This window comes from Komagataeibacter medellinensis NBRC 3288, assembly GCF_000182745.2.
In the GTDB taxonomy this organism is placed as follows: domain Bacteria; phylum Pseudomonadota; class Alphaproteobacteria; order Acetobacterales; family Acetobacteraceae; genus Komagataeibacter; species Komagataeibacter medellinensis.
In genome coordinates this window covers 2,974,146-3,000,316 of sequence record NC_016027.1, presented here as the reverse complement: position 1 = coordinate 3,000,316, position 26,171 = coordinate 2,974,146, and the positions used below count along the sequence as shown (strand labels likewise).

The following is a 26,171-nucleotide window of genomic DNA, read 5'->3' as shown; positions in this document are numbered from 1 at the left end:
GCCGCTCATGCCGGGTGCACCTTCTGCCAGTGGCGTGCGATATCAAGCCGGGTTGCCACCCATACTTTCTCGCGCGCGGCAATATAATCAAGGAAGCGCGCCACCGCCCGCGCACGCCCCGGACGGCCCGCAATACGGCAGTGCAGGCCAACCGACATCATGCGCGGCCTGTCGGCCCCTTCCTCATACAGTTCATCAAACGTGTCGCGCAGGTAGGTGAAGAACTGCTCGCCTTCGGTAAAGCCGTTCAGGGCCACAAAGCGCATGTCATTCACATCCAGCGTGTACGGCACAATCAACTGCGCACGACCATGGCTGCGGTCATAATACGGCAGGTCATCGGCATAGGAATCCGCGTCATAGACAAAGCCGCCTTCTTCCGCGATCAGGCGGGCGGTATTGGGACTGGTGCGGCCCTGATACCAGCCCAGCGGGCGCGAACCGGTCAATTTGGCATGCAGCGCAATGCATTCGTGAATATGCGCCCGCTCCACCGCTTCGGGCACATGCTGGTAATCAATCCAGCGCAATCCGTGGGAGGCAATCTCCCACCCCGCTTCCTTCATGGCGGCCACGGCCTGTGGGTTGCGCGCCATGGCGGCCGCTACGCCAAACACCGTAAGCGGCTGCCTGCGCTGGGTAAAGATACGATGCAGCCGCCAGAACCCGGCACGAGATCCGTATTCATACAGACTTTCCATCGCAATGGCGCGTGCACCGGGAATGGACTGGGCCCCCACCATTTCAGACAGGAAAGCCTCCGATCCGCGATCACCATGCAGGACCGAATTCTCGGCTCCCTCCTCGTAATTGATCACGAACTGTACCGCGATGCGCGCGCCACCGGGCCACTGCGCAGCGGGCGGGTTGCCTGCATAGCCGACAAGATCACGCGGATAGGGCGTGGATTCAGACATGAACCTGCCCCCCATCACGCGCAATAAGCCGCAAGGCCTGCATCCACGCCCGCGCCTGCGCCAAACCGGTGACCTTCGGCGCGCAGTACGGCTTCCAGCGCACCCAGCGTAAGCAGCACCTTGTGCTTTTCGGCATTGTAGCCCATGGCGCCGATGCGCCAGATTTTGCCCTGTAGCGGGCCGAAGGCGGAGCCGATCTCGATCTCGAAATCCTCACGCATGCGGGTGCGCACGCGCTCGCCATCAATGCCTTCGGGAATGTACACGCCCGTCACGTTGGTCATGCGGTGCGCATCGCTGCCAAACAGGTCCAGCCCCATGGCGCGCAGGCCCGCGCACATGGCCTTCGAAGCGCTGGCATGCCGGGCGAAGCGGGCTTCCAGCCCTTCTTCCAGCATGATGCGCGCGGCTTCACGCGCGGCGTACAGCATGCTGGTTGCCTCGGTATGGTGGTTGAGCCGCTTTTCGGACCAGTAATCCATGATCATGGCCAGATCGAGATAGTTGGACGGAATGCGCGCGCGCACCCCATCGGTCGTATCACTGCCACGGATACCGGCTTCCACATGCCGACGGGCGAAGATATGCGCCGCCGCCCGGTCGGAAATGGTGATGGGCGCGGAACCCGGCGGCCCACCCATGCATTTCTGTAGGCCACCGCTGACCACATCCACGCCCCAGCGGTCAGTCGCAACCGGCATGCCGCCCAGTGTTGCCGTGGCATCGACATAGGACAGCACATCATACTGTCGGCACAGCGCGCCCACACCATCAAGCGGCTGGGCCATGGTGGTGGAGGTATCGCCATGGATGCAGGCCAGAACCTGCGGACGGTGGGCCTTGATCGCGGCTTCGACCTGTTCCAGCGTGGCCACTTCCCCCCACGGAATGTCCAGCGTTGCGATCTCGGCCCCGATGCGGCTCGCAATTTCGGACAGCAGCAGGCCAAAGCGACCCGCACGCACGATCAACAGCTTCATGCCCGGTTCGACCAGCGAGACGAGTGCCGCCTCAATCCCCGCGCGCGCCGTACCATCGACCAGCAGGGTCCAGCGGTTTTCGGTCATGAATACCTGACGGTAGAGGTCCATCGTCTGGTTCATGTATTGCGTCATCTCGGGATCGAACTGTCCCAGCATGTCGGCTGCCATGGCGCGCAGCACGCGCGGATGGGCGTTGACCGGCCCCGGCCCCATCAGCAGCCGGGCGGGAGGGTTGATCTGGCCGTAGAAAGTCTGGGTCATCCAAAATGTCTTTCAAGAAGTCCGGTAAAGGTCGTCATGGTACGCAGGGCCGCCTCCGTATCCGCCTGCGTCACGGATTCGGCGGGGTTGTGGCTGATCCCTCCCGCGCAACGGATGAACAGCATGGAAACGGGGACCAGGTGCGCCATGATCATCGCATCATGTCCTGCCCCGCTGACCAGCAGGGGTGCGGGCATGCCGGTAACACTGCCTGCGGCCTGTTCCATGAGTGCGGTCAGCCTGGCGTCACATGGCGTGGCATCAAGGTCCTGCTTGAGGGTCATGTCGATTTCCAGCCCGCGCGCGCGGCAGATCTGGCGGGCGATATCCAGTATCTCCGCCACGGCCATATCGCGCGCGGCATTGGTACCGGCACGGACATCAAGGCTCATCACCACCTCGCCCGGCACCACATTGGCCGCCCCCGGCACCACATCGAGAGAACCGACCGTGGCCACCAGCCCGTCCGTACCCGCGCGCCCGACCCGCTCGGCGGCAAGAATGATCTCGGCCGCACCAGCCAGCGCGTCGCGCCGCAGCGCCATGGCCACCGTGCCCGCATGTCCCGCCATACCACGCAGGACAAGGCTGTAACGCTGCTGGGCCGCAATGGCGCTGACCACGCCCAGCGGGCGCTCCTCGGCCTCCAGCGCCGGGCCCTGTTCTATATGGGCTTCAACATAGGCCACGACCGGGTCGCCCTTGCGGGATGCGGCATGCATTCGCCCCACATCCAGCCCGAAGCCTTCCAGCGCGCCCGCCAGCGTTGCGGTCCCGGCCCAGTCAGGCATGGCCGGATCGGGTGCCTTCAGCACGCCTGCCACGGCGTGGGAAGTCAGCATGCCGGTCGGAAAGCGCGACCCTTCCTCATCCCCAAACCCGATGACTTCCAGCGCGAAGGGGAAGCGTTTGCCCGCGCGGGCAAAATACGCCACCGTCTCGATGCTCAGGATCACGCCCAGCATGCCATCGTAGAAGCCGCCATCACGCACGCTGTCGATATGCGAGCCCAGCAGTACCACCGGCGCATTGGGGACCAGTCCTTCATACCGGCCCACAAGGTTGCCAGCCGCATCCATGCGCGTGCTCATGCCCGCCTGCGCCATCCACTGGGATAGTTTTTCGCACGTGGCGCGGTAAGCCGGGCCGAGATAGGGCCGGAACAACCCGCCTTCCATGTCCGAATATGGCGCGCGCCCCAGTTCAGCGCAGCGGGCAATGGCGCGCTCGCCCGAAGGGATATCAAGAGTTTCCATCATGGCTACCATGCTGCCACACTTCCATCACTACGGGGATCACTCGCCCCTTCGAGCAGGCCGGACGGGTGGCGCACCAGCGCACCGGCATGCCCCATGATGGAGGAAAATGCCTCCACCCGTTCCATCTGATGACCAGCCGCCTGCATGCGGGCGATAACTTCGGGGTTGAAGCGGTCCTCGTATTTCAGGCTCACACTGGCCTCGCCCCAGGTCCGGCCCAGCAGCCAGCGCGGCGCGGTAACCGCCTGTTGCAGCGGTACGCCGTAACGGGCATAGCGGGTAAAGAGGGCCGCCTGCGTCTGTGGCTGCCCCTCACCACCCATGGTGCCGTAAACCATGGTGCGCCCGTCATCCAGTCGGGCACCGGCGGGGTTGAGGGTATGGAAGGGCTTGCGTCCTGGTTGCAGGCCGTTCCACCCCTGCGGGTCAAGGCCGAAGCTGGTGCCACGGTTCTGCCAGACCACGCCGGTGCGCGGCAGCACGATGCCCGAGCCGTATTCAAAATACAGGCTCTGGATCATGCTTACGGCCAGCCCGTCAGAATCGATCACGCCCAGCCAGACCGTATCCCCCGCCTGTGATGGCCATGGCCACGGTGCCGCCCTGTTGGGGTCGATGCTGGCTGCCATACGATCCAGCGCCTTGCGGTCATCAAGAATGTCCTGCGCCTGCACGGTCATGTAGGCGGGATCGCCCACATGGGTGTCACGATAGCGGAAGGCCTGCTTGGTTGCTTCCACCAGACCATGCAGGTAATCGAAATCATCCACCTGCCCCGCGCGCAGCCGGTCGAACAGGGCCAGGATCAGCAGTGAGGCCACGCCCTGCGTGGGGGGCGCCATGTTGTAAAGGTCTGCCCCATGAATACGGGCATGCAGTGCGGGCTGGTGGCTGGCGCGATGGGCCTGTAGATCCGCAAGCGTAAGCGGGCTGCCCAGATCGGCCAGGTCAGCGGCCAGTTCGCGCGCCACCTTGCCACGGTAGAAACTGTCCAGCCCCTGATCCGCCAACTGGCGCAGCGTGCCGGCAAGGCGGGGGTTATGCAGGATATCGCCCACCTGTGGCAGGCGGCCACCGGGCATGAACTGTGCAGCAAAACCCGGCACATCGCGCAGTTCGTCGGCTTTCCGGGCTGTCAGTTCGGCAGCACTTGCGGTTACGGGCGCACCCTGTTCGGCATAGTACAGCGCATCACGCAGCACGCGCCCCAGCGGCAGGCCCGGCGCCATGGCGTGGCTCCATGCCAGCGCCATGTTCCAGCCAGATACGGTGCCCGCCACCGTATTGGCCGCAAGCGGGCCACGCCACGGAATGGCGTCCAGCCCGGCTGCACGGTAGAACCCCGCATCGGCCCGCCCCGCCGCCGCCCCGCAGGCATCTATGGTTTCCACGCGGCCATCGGGCCACATGGTGAGCCAGAAGGCATCCCCGCCAATACCGGTCATGTGCGGATAGACCACGGCAAGGGCGGCCGCCGTTGCCACGGCGGCCTCCAGCGCGGTGCCACCGGCCTTGAGCACGTCCAGCCCAGCCTGGCTGGCCAGATGGTGGGGGGATGTGACCATCCCCCGGCATGAGCGTGGGGTATTGAGCATTCAGGCGTCCTTTCGCGCGTAACCTGCATCCAGCGGCCTGCAGGCCGCCAGTCCCGCGCGCTGGAGTTCGGCCGCTACGGCAAAAAGCCGGTCCTCGCCACCGGGGGCACCCACAAGCTGGATGCCAAGCGGCATGCCATCTACTGCAAGCGGCACCGCAAGCACAGGCAGGCCCGTCAGGCTGATCGGCTGGGTAAAAATGCCAAGGTTGGCCCGGGCCGATACGCTTTTGCCATCCAGCATGATGGTGGGCTGGTCAATACGCGGTGCGATCCCCACGGTGGTGGGGGCAATCAGCACATCGGCCTGCGCCAGTGCTTCATGCACCTGTGCGCGGAACCAGCGACGGAAGCGCTGCGCCTGCACGAAAGTGGCGGCAGGCAGAATCGCCCCGGCCATAAGTCGTGAACGGGTTGCCGGATCATACTGCATGGAACGCAAGCGCAGGCGCGGCAGGTGCAGGTTGCCCCCTTCGGCTGCACTGATCAGGAAGGCGGATGCCCGCGCGCGCGCGACTTCAGGCAGTTCGATCACCCTGCCACTGCCAAGATGCGCCATGACCCCATCCAGTCCGGCTGCCATTTCCGCACTGATGTTATGGGCAAACCAGCCGCCAAGGCGCGCAACACGCACATCCCCCACGGCAGGCAGCGTCAGGCTCCGGCCCGCCATGATGGTATAGACAGCCTGAAGATCCTGAACCGTGACCGCCATCGGGCCAACCACATCAAGGCTGGCCACGAACGGATAGACCCCCTGCAGCGGCATCTGCCCATAAGTGGGCTTGATCCCCCACACCCCGCACAGCGCGGACGGGACACGGATCGAGCCATTGGTATCCGATCCCAGCGTGAACGGCAGCATCCCCGCCGCGACCGAAGCCGCCGACCCGCCCGACGAACCGCCGACCAGGCGTGTCGGATCATGCGGGTTGCGCGTGGTGCCGGTATGCGCGTTCTCGGTGGAAAAACCGTAGGCGAACTCATCCATGTTCAGCGTGGCCACCGGCACGGCCCCTGCCGCGCGCAGGCGGGCCACCACGGTGGCATCCTGTGTTGCGGGCAGGTTGTCACGCAGCACGATGGAGCCTGCGGTCGTGACTTCACCGCACACGTCAAACAGGTCTTTCACGCCAAAGGGCACGCCCGCCAGCGGGCCAGGGTCGCGGCCTGCCGCCACGGCCCTGTCCACTTCCTCCGCCTGCGCCACAGCAGCGGGGCCAAGGATCCGGGTTACGCTGTTGAAGCGCGTGTCCCGCGCCTCGATATCCGCGATCACCCCGGTCACGACCGAGACGGCGGTGCGGCGGCCAGCCTTTACGTCGGCCGCAATGGCAAAGGCCGCACCCATGGCCTGGGTATCACCGCTCATGGCGTGTACTCATAGGCTGGTTCACACGTATCGGGCAGTACGAAACCTGCAAGCATGTCGGCATAGCCCTGCAGCAGCACGGCATTCGTTACGACATCGGGCAGGCTTGCCGCTGGAATGGACAGCCCGATCATCCGCGCCATGTCGGATACGGGTGGACCCTTACGGTCATCATGTCCGCCTGCGCCATTACCGGGCGCGGGCGGGGAAAGGCTTGCAGCACTGCTCATCTGTTCATCATCTCCCGAATGGATAAATCTATCCGGGATGCATCATGCAACAGGTGGGTCGAGACTGACCAGTTCCGGCACGTTATAGGCCAGCAAACTTTCCAGGTGCTTCTGGCCATCGGCTACATACAGGTCACGCCCCAGCCCGTGGGCCAGACGCTCCACGCCAAAGCGCATGCCACTGATCGACGCCCCCGAAAGTCCCATGCTGGGTGTGGCCGAGAAGGTAAAATTGTGAATGTTTGCCAGCATCGGCGCCAGCGGATCATCCTTGCTGCGCGGCAGGAACTGGTAATTGGCGCCAAGATAGGGATAGCTTTCCAACACCGCACTTTCAGAGCCTGCGGGTGCGGTATAATGATCTCCCCACAGCGCGACCGAGGCCGCGAACGACCTTGTTTCCGCCCGGCGTGCAAGGTCGGTTGTAAAGCCGGTGCCAACAATCACAAAGTCAAAGCGCATTTCGCCGGTGGGCGACTCCACCACAATCTCGTCACCCTCCATCCGCACCGCCGTCCACGGGCAGCCGGTACGGTAGGAGAAGCTGGCGTGCTTGCGGCAGCGCCAGAACGTATCCTGGGGCGGTGGCTGGTTCAGTTCGAATATCCGGCGCATGAAGCCCCAGCGCAGGTCATCGGACAAAGCGGGATAATAGGCGAGGAAGCCGGTATTCTCCATCCAGCGATACGGGTTGATGGACGGGATTTCCTTGCGCCGCAGGCACAGCGTAACACTGCCCACCCCTTCTTCCAGGGCGGTGGCGGCGTTATCGAAGGCGGATGCCCCGGCCCCCAGCACACCGATGCGCCTGCCCTTCAGCGCCGCAAAATCAATGGCTTCCGATGTATGGGCATAACGCGCACGCGGGAGGCTTTCACGGATGAAATCGGGCACATTCCACGCCCCACAACCTTCAATACCCGTAGCCAGCACCAGCTTGCGGGCATAATGCACATGCGTCGTGCCATCGGGGCGGGCAAAGGTCAGGCGCAGCAGGCCACCCTCCCATGTCACGCCCTGAAAATCATGATCATTGGCAACCGGCAGGTCGAGGATATCGCGATACCAGTCCAGATAGGCCTGCCATTGCCCGCGCGGGATCTTGTCCAGCTTTTCCCATGCGGGGGCACCATACTGCGCTTCGTACCACGAACGCGGCGTGAGCGAGGGCACACCCAGATCGGGGCCGGTCACGTATTTGGGCGTGCGCAGCGTGATCATGCGCGCGAATGTCACCCACGGACCTTCACCACCCCTGGATGCACGGTCAAAGATCCGCACATTGGTAATATTGTTACGCTTGAGGGCAAAGGCGGTGGCAAGCCCGCCCTGCCCCGCGCCGATAATGGCAACATCGAGCACGCGCTGGCCATCACGCTCCATGGCGGGAACCCATTCCTTGCGCGGATAGCGGATGATGTCCAGATCACGGCGCACCGCCGCATCCAATGCTGCAAGCCCGCCCTGCGCCCCGGTATCGGACTGCGTGTTGGTATCCATCTGCGGGTCCCCGTCTTTTTTTCCAGTGTTTGCTGATGCAGCCCGCATGGCGTCCCCCGACGCCATAGCGGTATTGTCCCCAACCGCACCATGTTGGGTAAATCTAATCAAACGACCGGGTGTTTCGTCCAGTATAATGATCTGACTGTTGTGTTGCCAAAAATGAAACACGAAGTCAGACCACCTTCTCGTCCCCTACCCCCTGTACGCGGCGCAATTCCTGGCGCAGTTCCTCGATCACGGTTTCAAGCAATGGCGGCAGCCAGCGGGATTCACGCACATAAGCGCCGAGGTCGGTTACCGCACGGGTATCACGCAGGGGGACATGGCACAGACGTTCCTGCCCGGGCCGGACCTCCAGCGCCAGCGGGGACTGGAAGGCAAGCCCTGCCCCCGCCTGCACCATGCGGTTGGTCAGTTCGATCGACCCGGTATGCAGCACCACCTTCAGCCGGTCCTGCCACGGGCGCAGCATCGGTTCCATCACCCGGTAGAGCGAGAGCGTGCGCGTGGGCAGGATCAGGCGGTAGGACATGCATTCCTCCACCGTGACCGTGCGCAGACCTGCAAGTGGATGGTCGGGCCGCACGATCGCACCGACGGGAAAATGCGCCACCGCCACCCGCCGCAGTTCGGGATAGAGTGCAAGCGAAAAAGCAATGCCCAGATCCACCCGCCCATCCTGCAGGGCGGAGACGATGGTCTTGGGCGCGCCTACCTCCACATGCAGTTCAACAGTGGGAAAGGCACTCAGTATCCGCTCCAGCAGGGCAGGCATCAACTGCCCCGCGATCCCCTCCACCGCCATGATGCGCAGCCGCCCGTCATGGCGACCGGACAGGGCGTTGATCTGCTCCTCCGTCCGGGCGGCATCCTGCATTACGGTCACGATATGACGGGCCATGATGGTGCCCACCTCCGTCAGCACCATGCCCTCGGGCAGGCGGTCGAACAGGGGGGCACCGATCTCGGCCTCCATCTGTGCAAGCTGCCGGGTCAGGGCGGAGGGCGTGACATTGAGCCTGCGCGCCGCCTCGCGGATGGAGCGGCATTCCCGCACGGCATTGAAATACGAAATGCCACGCGCATGCAGGCGCATCATGCGCGGGGTGCGGGAAAGCGGATCATTCATGAGCGTGTGTCATCTCCTTATCCAGTGCCTTCCGCCTGCACCGGGTGCAGGAAACGGGTCACAATTTCCGCCGCCACCAGTGCCGCGATCACGGCGGGACGCTTGTCGCGCACGCCCTGGTCGCCTATCGGGCAGACCATGGTGGCGATACGCGCCTCCGACAGGCCGATGTGGCGAAATCCAGCCTCGAACCGCCGGCGTTTGGTGGCCGAGCCGATCAGCCCGACATAACGGAAATCGCCCCGTTCAAGAATGGACGCCACGATCAGGCTATCGAGCGCATGGCTCTGGGTCAGCACCAGTGCGCCGGAGTTGGGTGGTGCACTGGCTACCAGCTGCTCCCAGTCTCCATCATCATACACCATAACGCCATGGGGAATAACGGCACCGAATTCATGCGGGCGTGAATCAGACCATGCCAGCCGCAGCGGCAGGGGGGCCAGCACATGGGCCAGCGCGCGGCCGACATGCCCCGCACCAAACAGCAAAAGCAGCGGCTGGTGGCGGCGCATGTCTTCAAGCCGGGCCAGTATCCGGTCCAGTTCATCAGCACAAGGCACATCAAGCACAAGCACGACTTCCCCCCCGCAGCACTGGCCCGAATTACCACCAAGGCTGATGCGCTGCTCCACGCGCGCGCCGCCGCCGCGCAGCAGGGCGCGGGCGTGGTGGATCGCGTTCCATTCCAGATCTCCGCCGCCAATCGTGCCCGACTGCTGGGCCTGCGTCAGCAGCATGAACGTCCCGGCCTCACGCGGGGTGGAACCACGCGCGCCGGATACGCTGATCCGTGCCACGGCCTGCCCTTCCAGCCGCCAGCGCACCAGATCCGCCCGCATCTGCATGTCCATGGTTCAGGCGGCAGGTGGCGGGCCGTGGCGCATACGTTCCACCGTGCGCAGGATCATCTCCGGCGTGGCTGGTGCGTCCAGCCGGGGGCAGGTGCGGTAGCCATCAAGGCTGGCCAGCGCATCCGATATGGCCTGCAGCACCGAGACCCCGTGAACGAAAGGCGGCTCTCCCACCGCCTTGGAGCGAAAGATGGTGTGCTCGCGGTTCGGTGCGTTTTCCAGCAGGTTCACATTGAATATGCGTGGACGGTCAGAGCAGGCAGGGATCTTGTAGGTACTGGGGGCGTGGGTGCGCAGGCGGCCGGCACTGTCCCACACCAGTTCCTCACATGTCAGCCAGCCCGCCCCCTGCACGAACCCGCCCTCGATCTGGCCGATATCGAGCACCGGGTTCAACGACTCGCCCGCATCATGCAGGATATCGACACGCTCGATCTTCATCTCGCCCGTCAGCAGGTCCACCACCACTTCCGAACACGCCGCGCCATAGGCAAAATAATAGAACGGACGCCCCTGTCCCGTATCGCCATTCCATGAGATTTTGGGAGTCTTGTAAAACCCGTTGGCGGACATGGACACACGCGCAAAATAGGCCTGCCGCGTCAGGTGGGAGAACGCGACCACCTTATGGCCCACATGCACGCCATCGGGCATGAAGCGGACTTCATCCTCCCCCACATTCCAGTGACCGGCCGCGAATTCCACCAGCCTGCGCTTGATGCGGCGCACCGCGTCCAGCACAGCCATGCCATTGAGGTCCGCCCCGCTGGAGGCGGCGGTGGCCGAGGTATTGGGCACCTTGCCCGTGGTGGTGGCGGTAATGCGCACGCGGTCGGTGCCCAGCCCCAGTTCGCGCATGACCACCTGCACCATCTTGGTATGCAGGCCCTGCCCCATTTCGGTGCCGCCGTGGTTCACCTGCACCGAACCATCGGTATAGACATGCACCAGCGCACCGGCCTGGTTGTAATGGGTGGCGGTGAACGAGATGCCGAACTTGACCGGCGTTATGGCAATGCCGCGCCGCAGGTAACGACTGCCTGCATTGAATACCCGCGTGGCGTCGCGCCGCTGTGCGTACTGGCAGCGATGGGCCAGTTGCGGCAGCAGGTCGTGGGTGATCGAGTCCTCCACCACCATGTTGTAGGGGGTTACGTTACGGTCATGCGTGCCGTACACGTTGCGCAGCCTGACTTCCAGCGGGTCGAGGCCGGTTGCAAACGCCACTTCCTCGATCACGCGTTCGGCAGCTACAATGCCCTGCGGGCCGCCAAAACCGCGATAAGCAGTATTGGACTGGGTATTGGTACGCAGCGGTTCCGAACGCAGCCGCACATCGGGATAGAAATAGGCGTTATCGGCGTGGAACAGCGCACGGTCGATCACCGGACCGGACAGGTCAGCCGACCAGCCACAGCGCGCGGCCAGCACCATGTCCACTGCAATGATCCGGCCCTCATCGGTAAAGCCGACATCGTAATCAATCACGAAGTCATGCCGCTTGCCGGTCATGGTCATGTCATCATCACGGTCAAGGCGCATCTTGGCCGCGCGCCCCGTGCGGTCGGCGACAAGGGCAGCAAGGCAGGCGCAGGCATTGGCCTGCGTTTCCTTGCCACCAAAGCCGCCGCCCATGCGCCGCACCTCGGTGGTGATGAGGTTGGCGGGCCGGTCCAGCACATGGGCGATCATATGCTGGGTCTCGGTCGGGTGCTGGGTGGAGGAGATGACATGCATCTCCCCTTCCTCACCGGGATGAGCCAGCGCAATCTGGCCTTCAAGATAGAAATGTTCCTGCCCGCCCACGGTCATGCGGCCCGACAGGCGGCGTGGTGCGTGGGCAAGACCAGCCTGTGCATCACCACGCTTCATTTCCATGGGCCGCCAGACCAGCGGGCTGCCTGCCGCGCGGGCCTGCGCCACGTTCACGATGGCGGGCAGGTCTTCATATTCCACCTTCGCCAGCAGCACTGCCCGGCGTGCGGCCCCGCGCGTGGTGGCGGCCACGACAAACAGCGGCTGGCCATAAAATTCGACCAGATCGGTCGCCAGTAGCGGCTCGTCCCCCTTGCCCACCGGGCTGATCTGGTTGTCACCGGGAATATCGGCAGCCGTATAAACCCCCACCACCCCTTCGGCCTGCCGCACGGCAGCCAGGTCCATAAACAGCACGCGGGCATGCGCGCGCGTGCTCAGGCCGGGCACAAGGTGTAGCGTGCCACGGGGTTCGGGCAGGTCATCAATATAGCTGGCACTCCCCTGCACATGCATAACGGCACTTTCATGTCGCAGACTGCACGAGGCCCCGCCGGGCACGATCGTATCCACGACTGCGGGGATTGCAGTGGTGGCAGGCATGTTTGCATCAGCCATGGGCATGTTCTCCGTGGCCCGCGTAGGTGGCCTGCACGCTGATCGGCGCGCGTGCCGCCTCCGGCCCGCAATCGGCATACAGGCGTGTGAGCAGGTTGGCGGCAACCGTGCGGCGGTACCAGTCACTTGCCCGCATGTCGGTAATGGGGCTGAAATCCTCTGCCATTGCGTTACGCGCAGCCTCCAGCGTGGTTTCATTCCACATCTGGCCCCGCATAGCCGCTTCCACCCGGTTGGCGCGGCGTGGGGTAGCCGCCATGCCGCCAAAGGCGATGCGGATATCAGCAATGCTGCCATCAGCCGCCAGCGTGAGCGAGAATGCCCCCAGAATGGCCGAAATATCCTGATCGAACCGCTTGGACACCTTCCATGCCCGGATGACCGTATCCGGTCCCGGCACGGGAATGGTCACTCCTTCCACAAACTCGCCCGGCGCGCGGTCCTGCCTGCCGTAATCGATGAAGAAATCCTCCAGCGCCATGCTGCGCCGCACGTCGCCACACCGCAGATGCAGCCGGGCATTGGCTGCGATCAGCACCGGCGGCCCGTCACCAATGGGCGAGCCGTTGGCAATGTTGCCGCACACCGTGCCCGCATTACGCACCTGCACTGAACCGATGCGGCGGAACACTTCCCCATTGGGCTGGGGCAACACGGCGGCCAGCGCCGAACGGGCTTCCTGCCATGTCACGGCAGCGCCGACATACAGCCCATCCGGCCCGCGTTCGATGCGCCGCAGTTCCGGGATCTGACCAATGGAGACGACATGCGGCAACACACGTAGACCCTTGGTTACCCACAGCCCCACATCCGTCGCCCCCGCCACGATGCGGGCATCGGGATGCGCCTGCATGGTCGCCGCCAGTCCGTCCACGCCCGCGGGAATGCTCAGGCTACCCGCGGGTCCGCTGACCTCTACAGTGGCCCCGTCACGCAAGCCCATCAGGCGGTCCGCCATATCCTGCGCCATGGCATCAAAATGGTCGGGGCCGGCTTCCATGGCATGGCGCATGGCGCGTACGATGGGCGCATAACCCGTGCAGCGGCACAGGTTGCCCGCCAGCATGTCATCAATGCCACGCTCATCCTGCGCCAGCCCCGCCGCCTTGCGGCCTGCGACCATGGACATGACGAAACCCGGCGTGCAGAAGCCGCATTGCGATCCATGATGGTCCACCATGGCCTGCTGCACCGGATGAAGTGTACCATCGGGGGCGCGGATATCCTCGATGGTCAGCACCTGCGCGCCATCAAGCATGCACACGAACTGAATGCATGCATTGACCGCGCGCCAGACCAGGCGGTCCCCTTCCAGTCGCACCACCAGCACGGTGCAGGCACCGCAATCGCCTTCGTTACAGCCTTCCTTGGTGCCGGTACGGCCCTTCTCCTCACGTAGCCAGTCCAGCAGCGTGCGGGTAGGCGGAATATCCGCCAGCGTATGGCATTCGTTCCCGACATAGAAACGAACGGCGTGTCTGATCCCCGTCAATTCTGTTCCCTTAAACATAGTAGGCCACAGGACCGCCCCACCCCCCTCAAGGCAGACAGCCGGAACAGCCATTCATTTTACACATGCATCATAATATGGAGACAGGCCGGGTTTTGTCACCTCACCAAAAAAGGCAATGACCCCATCGCAGAATGAGCGCGCCGACAGCCCCCTGGCGCAGCGCCCCTAACGCAGCGACAGACGTGCCGCGTGGCGCAGGCGCGTCGACAGGCCGGGGCTGAAGGCCGGGCACGGCAAATATGCCCCAAAGCCACCATCATCATAAAGACGGTTGTCTTTCCATACCGTTACCCCGCCACGGATCACGTGAACCGCGCGGCCGCCCAGCGCAATGCCGCCATAGAGGGTATCGGGGCCGTGGGGGCAGGTTTCCTGTGCGTCAGGGTCCCACAGCACCAGGTCGGCATCCGCACCGATCATGATGGCACCCTTGCGCGGGTAGATGTTGAAGGCGCGGGCGGCGGCCTGCGTGGTGACAGCCACAAATTCCTCCGCCCCCAGCAGGCCCGCCTGCACGCCATGGCGCCAGACCACGCGCATGCGCTCCGCCAGACCTGCGGGCAACCCGTTGCCCGGCTGCCCCATGGGACGGAAACCACTGGCCACCATGCCAACGGCACCCGAAGCCAACGCCCCCCACAATGCCCGGCGATGCGTGCCATCACGAAACGGCGGCAGCGTCATGCAGGCAGTCTGTGCGCCATCAGGATCATGGACGGCTTCATCCACCACCAGATGCGGGGCCAGCACATGCCCCTCCACGCGCTGGCCGTTCAGGCGGGCAGTGGCAAGGCTGGCTACAGCCCCGGATGTAGAGACCGGGCCGACATGCACCGCCCCCCCCTTCAGCCCGGCCAGCATAAGCGCACGGCCCACAGCCTCGACCTCGACCGGCGGCGGCGCGCCAAGCAGGCTGGCCTCGCTGCCGGTAATACCCACCTGCGCCAGTTCTTCGCGCAGGCAGGCGATGGCCTGCGCGTTCTGCGCCTCAATCCGGCACAGCGCGCCATATCCGATAGCATGACCAGCCAGTTGCAGGATGGCACGGTCGGACAACCCCTCCGCCATGGACAGGTGGAAGGTGTTGACGCCGCGCTGCGTCACCAGCCCTTCCATGTCGTGCACTATGGCGGGGGTGGCGGCGGGCAGCGCCATGTGCACCCCCACATCCACCCGTGAACGCCCTGCCGCCTGCCTCCATGCGCGCCATGCCCCGTCCAGCGTGCCGCCATAGGGGTGCAGGGTGTCCAGTATGGTGGTGGTGCCACCGGCAAGGGCCTCATTCGTGCGCTCAAAACCGGCTTCATCCGCACCGATGGCAGTATGGGGGTCAACGCCACCGGGCATAACCAGCAGCCCCCCGGCCTCAACCACCGTACAGCCGGTCGGTCTTTCCAGATCCGGCCCGGTGGCCAGGATCTCCCCCACCCCGCCGCACAACACATCGACCCTTAGCGATGCCTGCCCCGTTACCACCGTGCCGCCACGCACCAGCAGCAGGTCACGTACGCTCCCGTGCCGCGCGCCCATCAGTGGTCGCGGATCTTGACAGGCAACCCCAGCGCCGCCCCCAGCCGTTCAAGCCTGCGGCGCACGCTCTCGCCCTGCACCACGTCCCGCCCCGGTGCAAAATGCAGCGATAAAACCCCGCCCTCACGCTCTACCCGCGTGCCATCAAGCAGGGCCTCGGTCCCGCCGCTTACGCTATAGGCCAGCCGCAGGGCCTGCCCCAGCGCCACGGCCCGGCTGAAGCCCGCCTGGTCCAGCAGCAGCCGCGAGGGTTCGAGATACTCCATGGACAGGTCCGCCCCATAACGCACCGCCAGCGTAAGCGACAGGAAAGCCCGCGCCGGATGGGTAAAGCCCACGCCCTGCAGCCGCAGGATACGCAGGTATGTCTGTTCCGCACGGTATTCGGGGTGATCATGCGCGCCCACATCCGACAGCCCACAGGCCACACGGCGTAAACGCCGGTCTTCTTCCCCTTCATCGGGAAAGAGCGGTGCGGTCCAGTCCGCCAGCCGCTCGGGCAGGTTCATGCTGCGGCCAAGCATGCGACACATTTCATGCGCCACGGCATCCTGCGGGTCATTGGCCACGACGGAGGCGGCGACATTGCGCATGTACCACCCCTCGCGCAGGCCATCGACACAGAACACGACCCCGCGTGACTGCGTGCGCCGCATGAGCCGCCGCAGTACGGTTGCAGCATAGGGCGCATCCTCCAGCCGCTTGCGCGGCACACCGGGCAGGCGTTCAAGCGAGCGTTTGTTCGCCCCCATGATCCACTCCGCCATCTCGCGCGCGGTTTCGGGCGGCAGGCTGTACAGATGGACGATATTGAGCGGATAACCCGTGCGCGCGATCTGCAGGCGCGCCAGCGCGCGAAAGGCGCCGCCCACCAGGTAGATGTCCTGCCCCTGCACTTCATCGAGCCAGTCAACACGCGCAAGGTCCTCATCAACCAGCGCGCGGGCACGGGACAGGTCGCCTTCGGCCCGGTCATTAAGCCGGATCACCCCCAGCGGCAGCGTACAGGCATTGCGCTTGCGCCCGTTTTCCAGCCGGATCAGTTCCAGCGAACCGCCGCCAATATCGGCCACAAGGCCATTGGCGTCCGGTATGCCGCATAGCACGCCGGTGGCGGAGTAATCGGCCTCCTCCTCCCCGCTCAGGATGCGGATCGGTACGCCCGGCAGGCGCTCGCGCAGGCCCGCCACGAATTCCGGCCCGTTGGTGGCATCACGCACGGCGGCGGTGGCCAGAACCTCGAAGGGGCTGGCTTCCATCCCGCGCGCAATGGCGTTGAAACGGGCCATGACCTCCATGGCCAGCGGCACGGCTTCCTCGTTCAGCCGCCCCGTGGCGTTCAGCCCCCTTCCCAAGCGCAGGACCACCTTTTCGTTGAAGATGGGGGCCGGGTTGCGCGAAATCCCGTCAAACACCACAAGACGGACGGAATTCGACCCAAGATCTATGACCGCCGAACGGTGGAAGCCGCCATTATCCGTCACATCCGGCCCCATATGCTGCCTGCCTGCCCCACCATGCGCGCATTCCCCATACCGTAACCCTCAGTCCTCAATATTCTGTTCCGTATGCCATGGCTGGGAAGCACTGACCCGGATGGGCGTATCCCCCGCCCCCTTGCCACGCCCTGCCTGGCCCGGATGCTCCATAAAATACTCGTGCGACGAAAACGGCCTGCGGCCCGGCTCCAGCCTGCGCCACACGCCATTACGCTGCAGAACCCATGACTGCAGGTTGTCCTTCAGGTCAATCGCCATGATCTGGTCCAGCACGCGGGCATGGATCTGCGGGTCCAGCATGGGCACCATGCTTTCCACCCGCCAGTCCATGTTGCGCTGCATCCAGTCGGCCGATGAAATGTAGAGCTTCGCATGCCGCGACGGCAGGCGGTGCCCGTCGCCAAAGGCATAGATACGGGCATGTTCCAGGAAACGGCCGACGATCGACTTGATCTTGATATTCTCTGAAAGTCCCGGAACACCGGGCCGCAGGCAGCAGATGCCCCGCACCACCGCCACAATGCGCACCCCGGCGCACGACGCGGCGTACAGCCGGTCGATCAGGTCGGGATCAACCAGCGAGTTCATCTTGAGCCAGATATAGGCTGGCCTGCCCGCCTGCGCGTGCGCGATCTCACCTGCGATCAGATCTTCCAGCGTGCGGCGAATTGTCACAGGGGAAAACGCGATCGCTTCCATCTTCGTCGGCACGGCATAGCCGGTCATGTAATTGAATAGCCGTGCCGAGTCGCGCACCAGTTCAGGATTGCAGGTGAAATACGACAGGTCGGTATAGATCCGCGCCGTGATGGGGTGGTAGTTACCCGTACCAAAATGGGCGTAAGAACGCAGTGTGCTCCCCTCACGCCTTACCACAAGACTGAGCTTGGCATGGGTCTTGAGGTCTGAAAAACCGAAGACCACCTGCACGCCGGCGGCTTCCAGCGCGCGGGAAAGGCGGATGTTCGCCTCCTCGTCAAAGCGCGCGCGCAGTTCCACCATGGCGGTCACAGCCTTGCCTGCCTCCGCCGCCTCGATCAGTGCCTTCACGATCGGGCTGTCACGCGATGTACGGTACAGCGTCTGCTTGATTGCCACCACGGCGGGGTCAAGGGCCGCCTGCCGCAGGAACTGCACCACCACGTCAAAACTCTCGAACGGGTGGTGCACGATCATGTCGCGTGCGCGGATGGCGGCAAAGCAGTCCCCCCCGCAATCGATAATCCGCTCGGGAAAGCGCGGGGTATAGGGCGGGAACAGCAGGTCCGGCCGGTCATCGACGATCAACTGCTTCAGATCGCCCACGCCGATCAGCCCGGACTGGACGAATACCTCATCGGGCGGGGGGGCAAGCCCTTCGGCCATGGAGCAGGCCAGGTCCTCGGGCATGCGGGATTCGATATCGAGATGGATCACCACGCCGCGCCTGCGGCGCTTGAGCGCACTTTCATACGAGCGGACCAGGTCCTCGGCCTCGTCCTCGAACTCAACATCCGTATCGCGCACGATGCGCATGACCCCCCAGTCCCCCGCCACAAGACCAGGGAACAGACGGTCAATGCACATGACGATCAGGCGCTCGAGCAGGATAAAGCGCGTTACGCCGGGCGGTGACAGGCTTGTCGGCAGCCGGATGAAGCGCTCGATGCGCGCGGGCAGCAGGATCAACGCCTCCATCACGAACTGCCCGGTTTCGGCATTGAGCAGCCGCAGCGCCTGGGCAATGCCCATGTTGGGGATGAAGGGCAGCGGGTGGGCGGGGTCTATGGCCAGCGGAGTCAGGACGGGAAAGACCCGCTCCATGAAGCAGGTATCCAGCCAGGCCTGTTCCTCTGCGGTGAATGAGACCTCATCGCACACCACAATGCCCGCTCCCTCCAGTTCGCGCTGCAGGTCGCGCCAGATGCGCTGCTGTTCGTACAGAAGGCGGCCGGTACGCTCGCGCACGGCGGCAAGCTGCTGCTGGGGGGTCAGGCCATCAGGCGAGGTCTTGACCAGCCCCTCGCGCACCTGCCCCACCAGTCCGGCCACGCGCACGGAGTAGAACTCATCAAGGTTGCTGGCACTGATCGAGAGGAAACGCACCCGCTCCAGCAGGGGGTTGCGGGGGTTGTCGGCCTCATCAACCACACGCTGGTTGAAGTCCAGCCATGACAGTTCACGGTTGATGAAGCGCTGGGGCGATGTGGCATCGGGTAGCGGTTCGACCGGTTCATGCACCACCATCTGCCGCCCCGTGCTGGCGGCCTTGCGGCTGCGCGTACGGGCACGCGGGGCCGATGCGGGCCGGGACGGGGTCTTGCGTGGTGGTCTGGTCAATGGTTTCTGGCTCCCGTTCAGCGGTGGCGTTCTGTATTGTTGCAATCGACCCTAAACAGCCATCCGTGCCTTGGCCAGAGACCGAACGCCCGCAAAGTCCTCAAGGATCAGGCACGAAGGCGTGGGATTCGCTCCCGGCCAGCATGTCGGACAGCACATGGGCCGCAAGTGCGCGGGTTACGGGGCGGCCCGTGGCCAGTGCCGCATGGTCCAGCCGCCTGACGGCCGCCTGCATGGCGCGCGCGGTACGCGGCAGGCGGCGCAGCAACCATTCCACCACCGGCTGGGCCACCACGATCTGCCGCTCCGCCAGCAGGCGCAGCAGCAGCACGCGCAGCAATCCATCCCCCGGCTGGCCCATGGCCACGGCCATGGTCGCGCGCAACCTGCTGGCCAGGTCGGGCAGGCCCACCGGCCAGCGCGCAGGTGGCGTGCGCGCGCCCAGCAGCAGGGCCATGCCGTGCTCGCGCGCCGTATTGATCAGGTGCAGCAGTGCGCGCTCATCACCACACTGGTCGGCCCCGTCCAGCGCAATAGCCATGACGGGCACGGGGGCCGCAAACAGCCCGGCCACATGGGCATGCGACAGGCTTGCACCGTGCAGCAGCAGGGCCTCATGCATGCGAACCCAGATATCGAGCATATGGGTCTTGCCGGTACCTGCGGGGCCCCATAACGCCAGCCTGCGCTCGGGCCATGGTGTAGGGCCGAGCAGCCAGCTGCGGGCGGCGGCGTTGGATGGGGAAAAAACAAAGTCATCAGCCGCGAAACGTGGCGTGTGGGTAAACGGCAACACCAGCTGCCCGATCGCGTCGGCAACCGCATTTTCATCCGTTTTCAGCTTCGTGCGCCCATCCACTGCTTTGTGCGTAGCCTCACCATGACGTAAAGAGTGCCGGAAGCCCGTTTGGCCCCGGTTCCATATGGCGGTTTTCATAGCCTGCCCGCGGGAGTCCGGGAAAGTGATAGTTTGATTACGAAAAAAGGCCTGCCGCATGACGTCTGCCCCCCGCCCGCCCGCTGCCTCCGCCAATACCACGCCCGCCACCTACCGCGATGCCGGGGTGGACATTGCCGCCGGTGATGCACTTGTCGAAGTGATCAAACCCGCAGCCAAGGCTACCGACCGCCCCGGCACCATGGGGGGGCTGGGCGGTTTTGGCGCGCTGTTCGACCTGAAGGCCGCCGGTTTTTCCGACCCCATCCTGGTCTCCTGCACCGATGGGGTGGGCACCAAGCTCATGATCGCCATCGAAAGCGGGCTGCACGAGACGGTAGGCATCGACCTTGTCGCCATGTGCGTAAACGACCTTGTGGTACAGGGTGCGACACCGCTGTTCTTCCTGGACTATTTCGCCACCGGCAGGCTTGCGATCGAGGATGCGGCCAAGGTGGTGCGTGGCATTGCAAAGGGCTGCGCCGATTCGGGCTGCGCGCTGGTAGGTGGTGAGACGGCGGAAATGCCGGGCATGTATGCACCCGGTCATTACGACCTTGCCGGTTTCTCGGTGGGGGCTGCCGAGCGCACGGCGCTGCTGCCCGGCACCATCCAGCCCGGCGATACACTGATCGGCCTGCCCTCGGCTGGCGTGCATTCCAACGGCTTCTCGCTGGTGCGCAACATTGTCGAACGGAGCGGACTGGCATGGGACGCGCCCTGTCCGTTTGCCGATGGCCAGACGTTGGGTGAAGCGCTGATGACGCCCACCACGCTGTATGTCCATCCCGTTCTGGACCTGCACCGTGCCGGCCTGCTGGTGGGGGCGGCCCACATTACGGGTGGCGGCCTGCCGGGCAATCTGCCGCGCGTGCTGCCAAAAGGCGTGCGCGCCATGGTGGATGGCACAAGCTGGCCCATCCCCCCCGTGTTCAGCTGGCTGGCCAGCACCGGCAATGTCACGACCGAGGAAATGCTGCGTGTGTTCAACTGCGGCGTGGGCATGGTGCTGGTGGTGCGTGACAGTAATGCTGCCCTCGCCCATCTGGCTGAACGCGGGCAGCAGGCCTTCGTGATCGGAACGATTATTGCGGGCGAAAGCGCTGACAGTCCGGCCACGCTGGCGTTTGACGAACTGCCCGAACTGCGCGACTGAGCCAGCCCGTGACCGACAAGACACCCATCGCCATCCTGATCAGCGGGCGCGGCAGCAATATGCGCGCGCTGATCGAATCGTGCGCCCGCCCCGATTACCCGGCCCGCATTGCCCTCGTGCTTAGCAACAACCCCGATGCACCAGGGCTGGAAGTTGCGCGGGCTGCGGGCCTGAACGCACAGGCCATCGACCACCGTCCCTATAAAAAGGACCGCGTGGCCCATGAGCAGGCCCTTGATGCGGCACTGCGCGCGGCAGGCGTGGGCTATGTCTGCCTTGCAGGCTACATGCGCCTACTCACCCCGTTCCTGACGACTGCATGGGCGGGCAGGATGCTCAACATCCATCCCAGCCTGCTGCCTGCCTTCCCCGGCCTGCACACACATGAGCGCGCGCTGGAAAGCAGAGCACGCATTCATGGCTGCACCGTCCACTGGGTAACCGAAGGCATGGATGAAGGCCCCATCATCGGGCAAGCAGCGGTGCCCGTTCTGGCCGGTGACACGCCCGATATGCTGGGCGCGCGCGTGTTACGGCAGGAACACCGCCTGTATCCCGCCGCCCTGAAGCGCGTACTGGTGCCCGACGCGGCACCGGCCGCCACTGCGGCAGACTGCCTGCTGTCGGTATGATGACTGAATAAATAAGAACAGAAGTTTTTGGGTGCCGCCTTTTTTAAAAGGGGGCACCTTTCTAAGGTTTTTGCAAAAAGCTTTAGCCAAAAACTTCTTGTCGGCTTTTTACAGACGGACCCCGAACATGAAAAAAGCCGGCCCGAAGGCCGGCTTTTCCATTGGCGGGGACAAACGCCCCGCCACCATGACCCATAAGGATCAGGGCAGGATCTCGGTGCCGGCGAAGAAGAAGGAAATTTCGTTCTTCGCGTTCTCAAGGCTGTCGGAACCGTGGACGGAGTTTGCTTCGATGCTTTCGGCAAACTGCGCACGAATGGTGTGGGCTTCGGCCTTCTTGGGGTCGGTCGCGCCCATCACTTCGCGATTCTTCAGCACGGCGCCTTCACCTTCAAGCACCTGCACCACGACCGGGCCGGAGATCATGAAGGACACGAGGTCGTTGTAGAACGGACGCTCCTTATGCACTTCATAGAACGCGCCAGCGGTCGCCTTGGTCAGCTGGATGCGCTTCTGGGCAACGATACGCAGGCCATTGCCTTCGAACACGGCATTGATCTTGCCGGTCAGGTTACGGCGGGTCGCATCGGGCTTGATGATCGAGAGGGTACGTTCAACTGCCATGGGACAGCTCCTTTCAAACGGGTTCTGAAATATACGAGGCGGCATTGGACATAAGCCGACATCACCTTACAAGCGCCATCTAGAGCATATCGCCGCAGACTGGTAGGTACAACCCGCACGAAACCAGCCATGTCCCCCCTATTGCCGGAGTTTTCCGCCCGTGAGCCTGCTCGTCATATCCGACCTGACCCTGCGCATTGCCGGACGTACCCTGCTTGATGGTGCCAGCCTGAGCATTGATCCGGGCCGCAAGATCGGCCTTGTCGGCCGCAACGGGGCGGGAAAATCAACGCTTCTGGCCGCAATCGCGGGGGATATCGCCCCCGATGGCGGCACGATCCACATATCAGCACGCGCACGCATGGCGCGGATCAGACAGGAAGCGCCCACGGGTCTTGGCTCGCTGCTTGATACGGTGCTGGCGGGCGATACGGAACGGACAGACCTGCTGCGCGAATCCGAAACCACGACCGATCCCGCCCGCATTGCCGATATCCATGAACGCCTGCTGGCGATCAACGCCCACAGCGCACCGGCACGGGCCGCCGCCATCCTGTCCGGCCTGGGGTTCGATGCGCAGGCACAGACCCGCCCGGTCTCGGACTTTTCGGGCGGGTGGCGCATGCGCGTGGCCCTTGCCACGGCACTGTTCCTGAACCCCGACCTGCTTTTGCTCGATGAGCCGACCAACCACCTCGACCTTGAGGCCACGATCTGGCTGGAAAACTGGCTGGCGCGGTTTTCGGGCGCGGCCCTGATCGTCAGTCACGACCGGGGCTTGCTGGACCGCGCGGTGGATGCCATCGCCCATCTGGACCACGGCAAGCTGACACTGACGCCAGGCGGGTATGAGGAGTTCGTGCGCATCCGCACCGAACAGGCGCTGCAGCAGGCCCGCATGGCCGAACGCATCAATACCAAGCGCGCGCACATGCAGTCCTTCGTGGACCGCTTCCGCGCCAAGGCCACCAAGGCGAAGCAGGCGCAGGCCCGAATCAAGGCGCTGGAAAAACTGCCGCAGATCGACAGCGTGGTGGAAGATACACCAAGCCACTTCTCCTTCCCCGAACCTTCGCCGTTGCCGCCACCCATGCTGGTGATGGATCGGGTTTCCGCCGGTTATGGGAACCACACCATCCTGTCCAACCTGTCACTACGCATCGACATGGAAGACCGGATCGCCCTACTGGGTGCCAATGGCAACGGCAAATCCACCTTCGCCAAACTGGTGGCGGGGCGACTGGAGCCCCAGTCCGGCACGATCCAGCACAGCCCGAAGCTGAAGGTCGGCTATTTTGCCCAGCACCAGGCCGAGGAACTGCGCCCCGATGAGACCCCGGTGGACCACATGGCCCGCGCCCTGCCCGGTGCCACGCCGCCTGCCGTGCGGGCACAACTGGCCCGTTTCGGGCTGGATGCGGAACGCGCGGAAACGCCCACCCGCGACCTTTCGGGTGGCGAGAAGGCACGCCTTCTGCTGGCATTGGCCACGCGCGATGCGCCGCACCTGCTAATCCTTGATGAACCGACCAACCACCTTGATCTTGACGCGCGTGATGCGCTGATCCGTGCACTGGCGGAATTTGAAGGGGCCGTACTGCTGATCAGCCATGACCCGCATCTGGTAGAACTGGTGGCCGACCGGCTGTGGCTGGTGGGCGATGGCACGGTACGCCCGTTTGATGGCGATATGGCGGAATACCGCACATGGCTGACCGAACGTGCCCGCGCGGTATCCAACAACGATCCCGCGCGCCCGGCTACCGCCCCCAAACGCGACGACCGCCGCGAACGTGCCGAAGCCCGCAAGGCCACCGCCCCCCTGCGCAAGCGCATCCGTGACGCCGAGCAGCTTATGGCCAAACTGGTGGCCGAACGCACGAAACTGGAAGTCCGCCTAGCGGACCCGAAGCTGTATGAAAGCGGCAACGCCGAGGACGTGACAGCACTCAATACCCGCCTTGCCGCCATTGCGCGTGAACATGACCGGGCGGAGGAAGACTGGCTGGAAGCGGAGACGGAACTGGAATCTACCAGCATGGAGTAAAAAACGCTAAAAGTTCTGGGGGCCGCCTTTTTTGAAAAAGCTTCACCAAAAACTTCTTTACGTTTTCTGTCAGGCCGGCATGCGCCGCAACCCGAAGCGCTGGACCAATATGCCCAGGCCAAATACCGCAAGCCCCATGGCCGACAGGCAGGCTGCCGCCCACCCGACGAACTGCATGTTGTAACCCGCCGCAATCACCGCCCCACCCAGCCACGCCCCGAAGGCATTGGCGATATTGACGGCGGAATGGTTCAGGGCGGCGGCCAGCACCTGCGCATCCGCCGCCACATCCATAAGCCGAGCCTGCAACGCGGGCAGCAGCCCGATAATGCCCCCCATCAGGCTGATCACCAGCAGGATCGCCACCATGTTGCCCGCGCACAGCGCAAACAGACAGGCCATGAGCGTGCTGCCCAACAGGATCACCACAATCGCCCGAACGGGGCTCACGTCAACAAGCCGACTGCCCGCAATGTTGCCCACCACCATACCCACCCCCCATAACGACTGCGCCAGCGGCACCACCACAGCGGGAACATGCGTGACCGTAAGCAGCACCCCGGTCATGTAGGTGCCGATACAGAACATGCCGCCAAAGCCGATTGCGCCTGTTGCCAGCGTGAACCAGACCTGCCCGCGCCGCAGCACCCCCAGTTCGCGCAGGGGGGAACTGGCGGGAACGGCCGCAACCTCCGGCACGCTGCGCGCCAGCAGGCCAAGGGCGAGCACGCCCATGAGCGTGATCACGCCATACATCATGCGCCAGCCCAGCACCTGCCCACCCCATGTCGTCAGCGGCACACCGACCACATGCGCCACCGTAAGCCCCACGAACACACCGGCCACGGCCCGCCCCCGGCGCGCGGGGTCCGTCATGGCGGCCATGACCAGAGCAGCCACGCCATAAAAGGCCCCGTGCGGCAGACCGGTCATAAACCGGGCGTAAACCAGTGACCGGTATCCCGGTGCGAGTACTGAGGCCGCATTCCCCATAATGAACAGCACTTGCAGCACCAGCAGCAGCCTGCGCCGCGACAGGCCGGCCGCGAAAACGGTAATGAGTGGCGCCCCCACCACCACGCCCAGTGCGTAGGCGCTTATGACGTGCCCCGCCACCGGCACCGATACGCCAAGCGTGCGCGCCATGTCCGGCAACACGGCCATGAGCGCGAATTCACCGGTGCCAATGACAAAGGTGGCCACGGCCAGCGCCCATTCGGCGCGGCCCACCATCGGGCGGCTGTATGCGGATACGGGAGGCATGTCGAAGTTGCTCACATCTCCGCCCTTTCGCGGCAGGAAAGATTGGCTTACGGCTTGCAGGCCAGTGCGGTCCCGGCCCTGCCATTGCGTAATGGGGCGGCATCTTCCGGCACGATGCGACCTCCGCACCGTGCCATACGTTATCATGGTTCCATCTGCGCCAGCATTCACGCGCAACA

Annotated in this window: 20 protein-coding genes; 3 read left to right on the top strand and 17 right to left on the bottom strand. The window is 64.3% G+C overall.

Features of this window, described 5'->3' with window-relative positions; genetic code table 11:
* Positions 1-5 precede the first annotated feature (5 nt).
* The 15 genes from puuE to GLX_RS13855 form a co-directional block, all read right to left on the bottom strand.
* Complete coding sequence (gene puuE / locus GLX_RS13925) at positions 6-917, bottom strand: allantoinase PuuE (protein ID WP_014106603.1); 912 nt, start codon at positions 915-917, stop codon at positions 6-8.
* Between the two features lie 14 nt (positions 918-931).
* Positions 932-2,161, bottom strand: a complete 1,230-nt coding sequence (locus tag GLX_RS13920; protein ID WP_014106602.1) for a pyridoxal-phosphate-dependent aminotransferase family protein — start codon at positions 2,159-2,161, stop codon at positions 932-934.
* Positions 2,158-3,420: an allantoate amidohydrolase gene (locus GLX_RS13915; RefSeq protein ID WP_014106601.1), complete on the bottom strand. Its 1,263-nt coding sequence runs from the start codon at positions 3,418-3,420 to the stop codon at positions 2,158-2,160. Before GLX_RS13915 ends, GLX_RS13920 begins: the two co-directional genes overlap by 4 nt.
* Before the next feature lie 2 nt (positions 3,421-3,422).
* Positions 3,423-5,015, bottom strand: coding sequence for a gamma-glutamyltransferase family protein (locus tag GLX_RS13910; RefSeq protein WP_014106600.1), 1,593 nt, complete (start codon positions 5,013-5,015; stop codon positions 3,423-3,425).
* Positions 5,016-6,386: an AtzE family amidohydrolase gene (locus GLX_RS13905; RefSeq protein ID WP_014106599.1), complete on the bottom strand. Its 1,371-nt coding sequence runs from the start codon at positions 6,384-6,386 to the stop codon at positions 5,016-5,018.
* Entirely contained in the window at positions 6,383-6,616 is a 234-nt protein-coding gene (locus GLX_RS13900) for a DUF4089 domain-containing protein (protein WP_014106598.1), read from the bottom strand. The genes GLX_RS13905 and GLX_RS13900 overlap by 4 nt, the downstream gene beginning before the upstream one ends.
* 42 nt (positions 6,617-6,658) lie before the next feature.
* Positions 6,659-8,116, bottom strand: a complete 1,458-nt coding sequence (locus GLX_RS13895) for an NAD(P)-binding domain-containing protein (RefSeq protein ID WP_041247454.1) — start codon at positions 8,114-8,116, stop codon at positions 6,659-6,661.
* A 175-nt stretch (positions 8,117-8,291) separates the two neighbouring features.
* On the bottom strand, positions 8,292-9,248 hold the full coding sequence (locus tag GLX_RS13890) for a LysR family transcriptional regulator (RefSeq protein WP_014106596.1): 957 nt from the start codon (positions 9,246-9,248) through the stop codon (positions 8,292-8,294).
* Between the two features lie 17 nt (positions 9,249-9,265).
* Positions 9,266-10,099: a xanthine dehydrogenase accessory protein XdhC gene (gene xdhC / locus GLX_RS13885; protein ID WP_014106595.1), complete on the bottom strand. Its 834-nt coding sequence runs from the start codon at positions 10,097-10,099 to the stop codon at positions 9,266-9,268.
* Positions 10,100-10,102: 3 nt separating this feature from the next.
* Positions 10,103-12,472: a xanthine dehydrogenase molybdopterin binding subunit gene (gene xdhB / locus GLX_RS13880; RefSeq protein WP_050856176.1), complete on the bottom strand. Its 2,370-nt coding sequence runs from the start codon at positions 12,470-12,472 to the stop codon at positions 10,103-10,105.
* Positions 12,465-13,982, bottom strand: a complete 1,518-nt coding sequence (xdhA, locus tag GLX_RS13875) for a xanthine dehydrogenase small subunit (protein WP_041247453.1) — start codon at positions 13,980-13,982, stop codon at positions 12,465-12,467. The genes xdhB and xdhA overlap by 8 nt, the downstream gene beginning before the upstream one ends.
* Before the next feature lie 168 nt (positions 13,983-14,150).
* On the bottom strand, positions 14,151-15,515 hold the full coding sequence (locus GLX_RS13870) for an amidohydrolase family protein (protein ID WP_014106592.1): 1,365 nt from the start codon (positions 15,513-15,515) through the stop codon (positions 14,151-14,153).
* Positions 15,515-17,011, bottom strand: coding sequence for a Ppx/GppA family phosphatase (locus GLX_RS13865; protein ID WP_014106591.1), 1,497 nt, complete (start codon positions 17,009-17,011; stop codon positions 15,515-15,517). The genes GLX_RS13870 and GLX_RS13865 overlap by 1 nt, the downstream gene beginning before the upstream one ends.
* Before the next feature lie 48 nt (positions 17,012-17,059).
* Positions 17,060-19,240 carry an RNA degradosome polyphosphate kinase gene (locus tag GLX_RS13860; RefSeq protein WP_193360692.1) on the bottom strand — a complete coding sequence of 727 codons (2,181 nt, stop codon included), beginning with the start codon at positions 19,238-19,240 and terminating at the stop codon, positions 17,060-17,062.
* A 193-nt stretch (positions 19,241-19,433) separates the two neighbouring features.
* Entirely contained in the window at positions 19,434-20,270 is an 837-nt protein-coding gene (locus GLX_RS13855) for an HdaA/DnaA family protein (RefSeq protein ID WP_014106589.1), read from the bottom strand.
* 58 nt (positions 20,271-20,328) lie between these two features.
* Here GLX_RS13855 and purM point away from each other — a divergent pair, with 58 nt between their 5' ends.
* The gene (gene purM / locus GLX_RS13850) at positions 20,329-21,426 is read left to right on the top strand and encodes a phosphoribosylformylglycinamidine cyclo-ligase (RefSeq protein ID WP_014106588.1); all 1,098 of its coding nucleotides are present in this window, start codon (positions 20,329-20,331) and stop codon (positions 21,424-21,426) included.
* An 8-nt stretch (positions 21,427-21,434) separates the two neighbouring features.
* Entirely contained in the window at positions 21,435-22,058 is a 624-nt protein-coding gene (purN, locus tag GLX_RS13845) for a phosphoribosylglycinamide formyltransferase (protein WP_014106587.1), read from the top strand.
* Between the two features lie 201 nt (positions 22,059-22,259).
* On the opposite strand, the gene ndk is transcribed toward purN, so the two are convergent.
* Positions 22,260-22,682 (bottom strand): nucleoside-diphosphate kinase, encoded by a 423-nt coding sequence (gene ndk / locus GLX_RS13840; RefSeq protein WP_014106586.1) that lies wholly within the window; start codon positions 22,680-22,682, stop codon positions 22,260-22,262.
* A 160-nt stretch (positions 22,683-22,842) separates the two neighbouring features.
* On the opposite strand from ndk, the gene GLX_RS13835 reads away from it, so the two are divergent.
* Entirely contained in the window at positions 22,843-24,729 is a 1,887-nt protein-coding gene (locus GLX_RS13835; protein WP_014106585.1) for an ABC-F family ATP-binding cassette domain-containing protein, read from the top strand.
* A gap of 69 nt (positions 24,730-24,798) precedes the next feature.
* Here GLX_RS13835 and GLX_RS13830 read toward each other — a convergent pair whose 3' ends face one another.
* Positions 24,799-26,007 (bottom strand): MFS transporter, encoded by a 1,209-nt coding sequence (locus GLX_RS13830; protein WP_231850348.1) that lies wholly within the window; start codon positions 26,005-26,007, stop codon positions 24,799-24,801.
* Between the last annotated feature and the right edge of the window lie 164 nt (positions 26,008-26,171).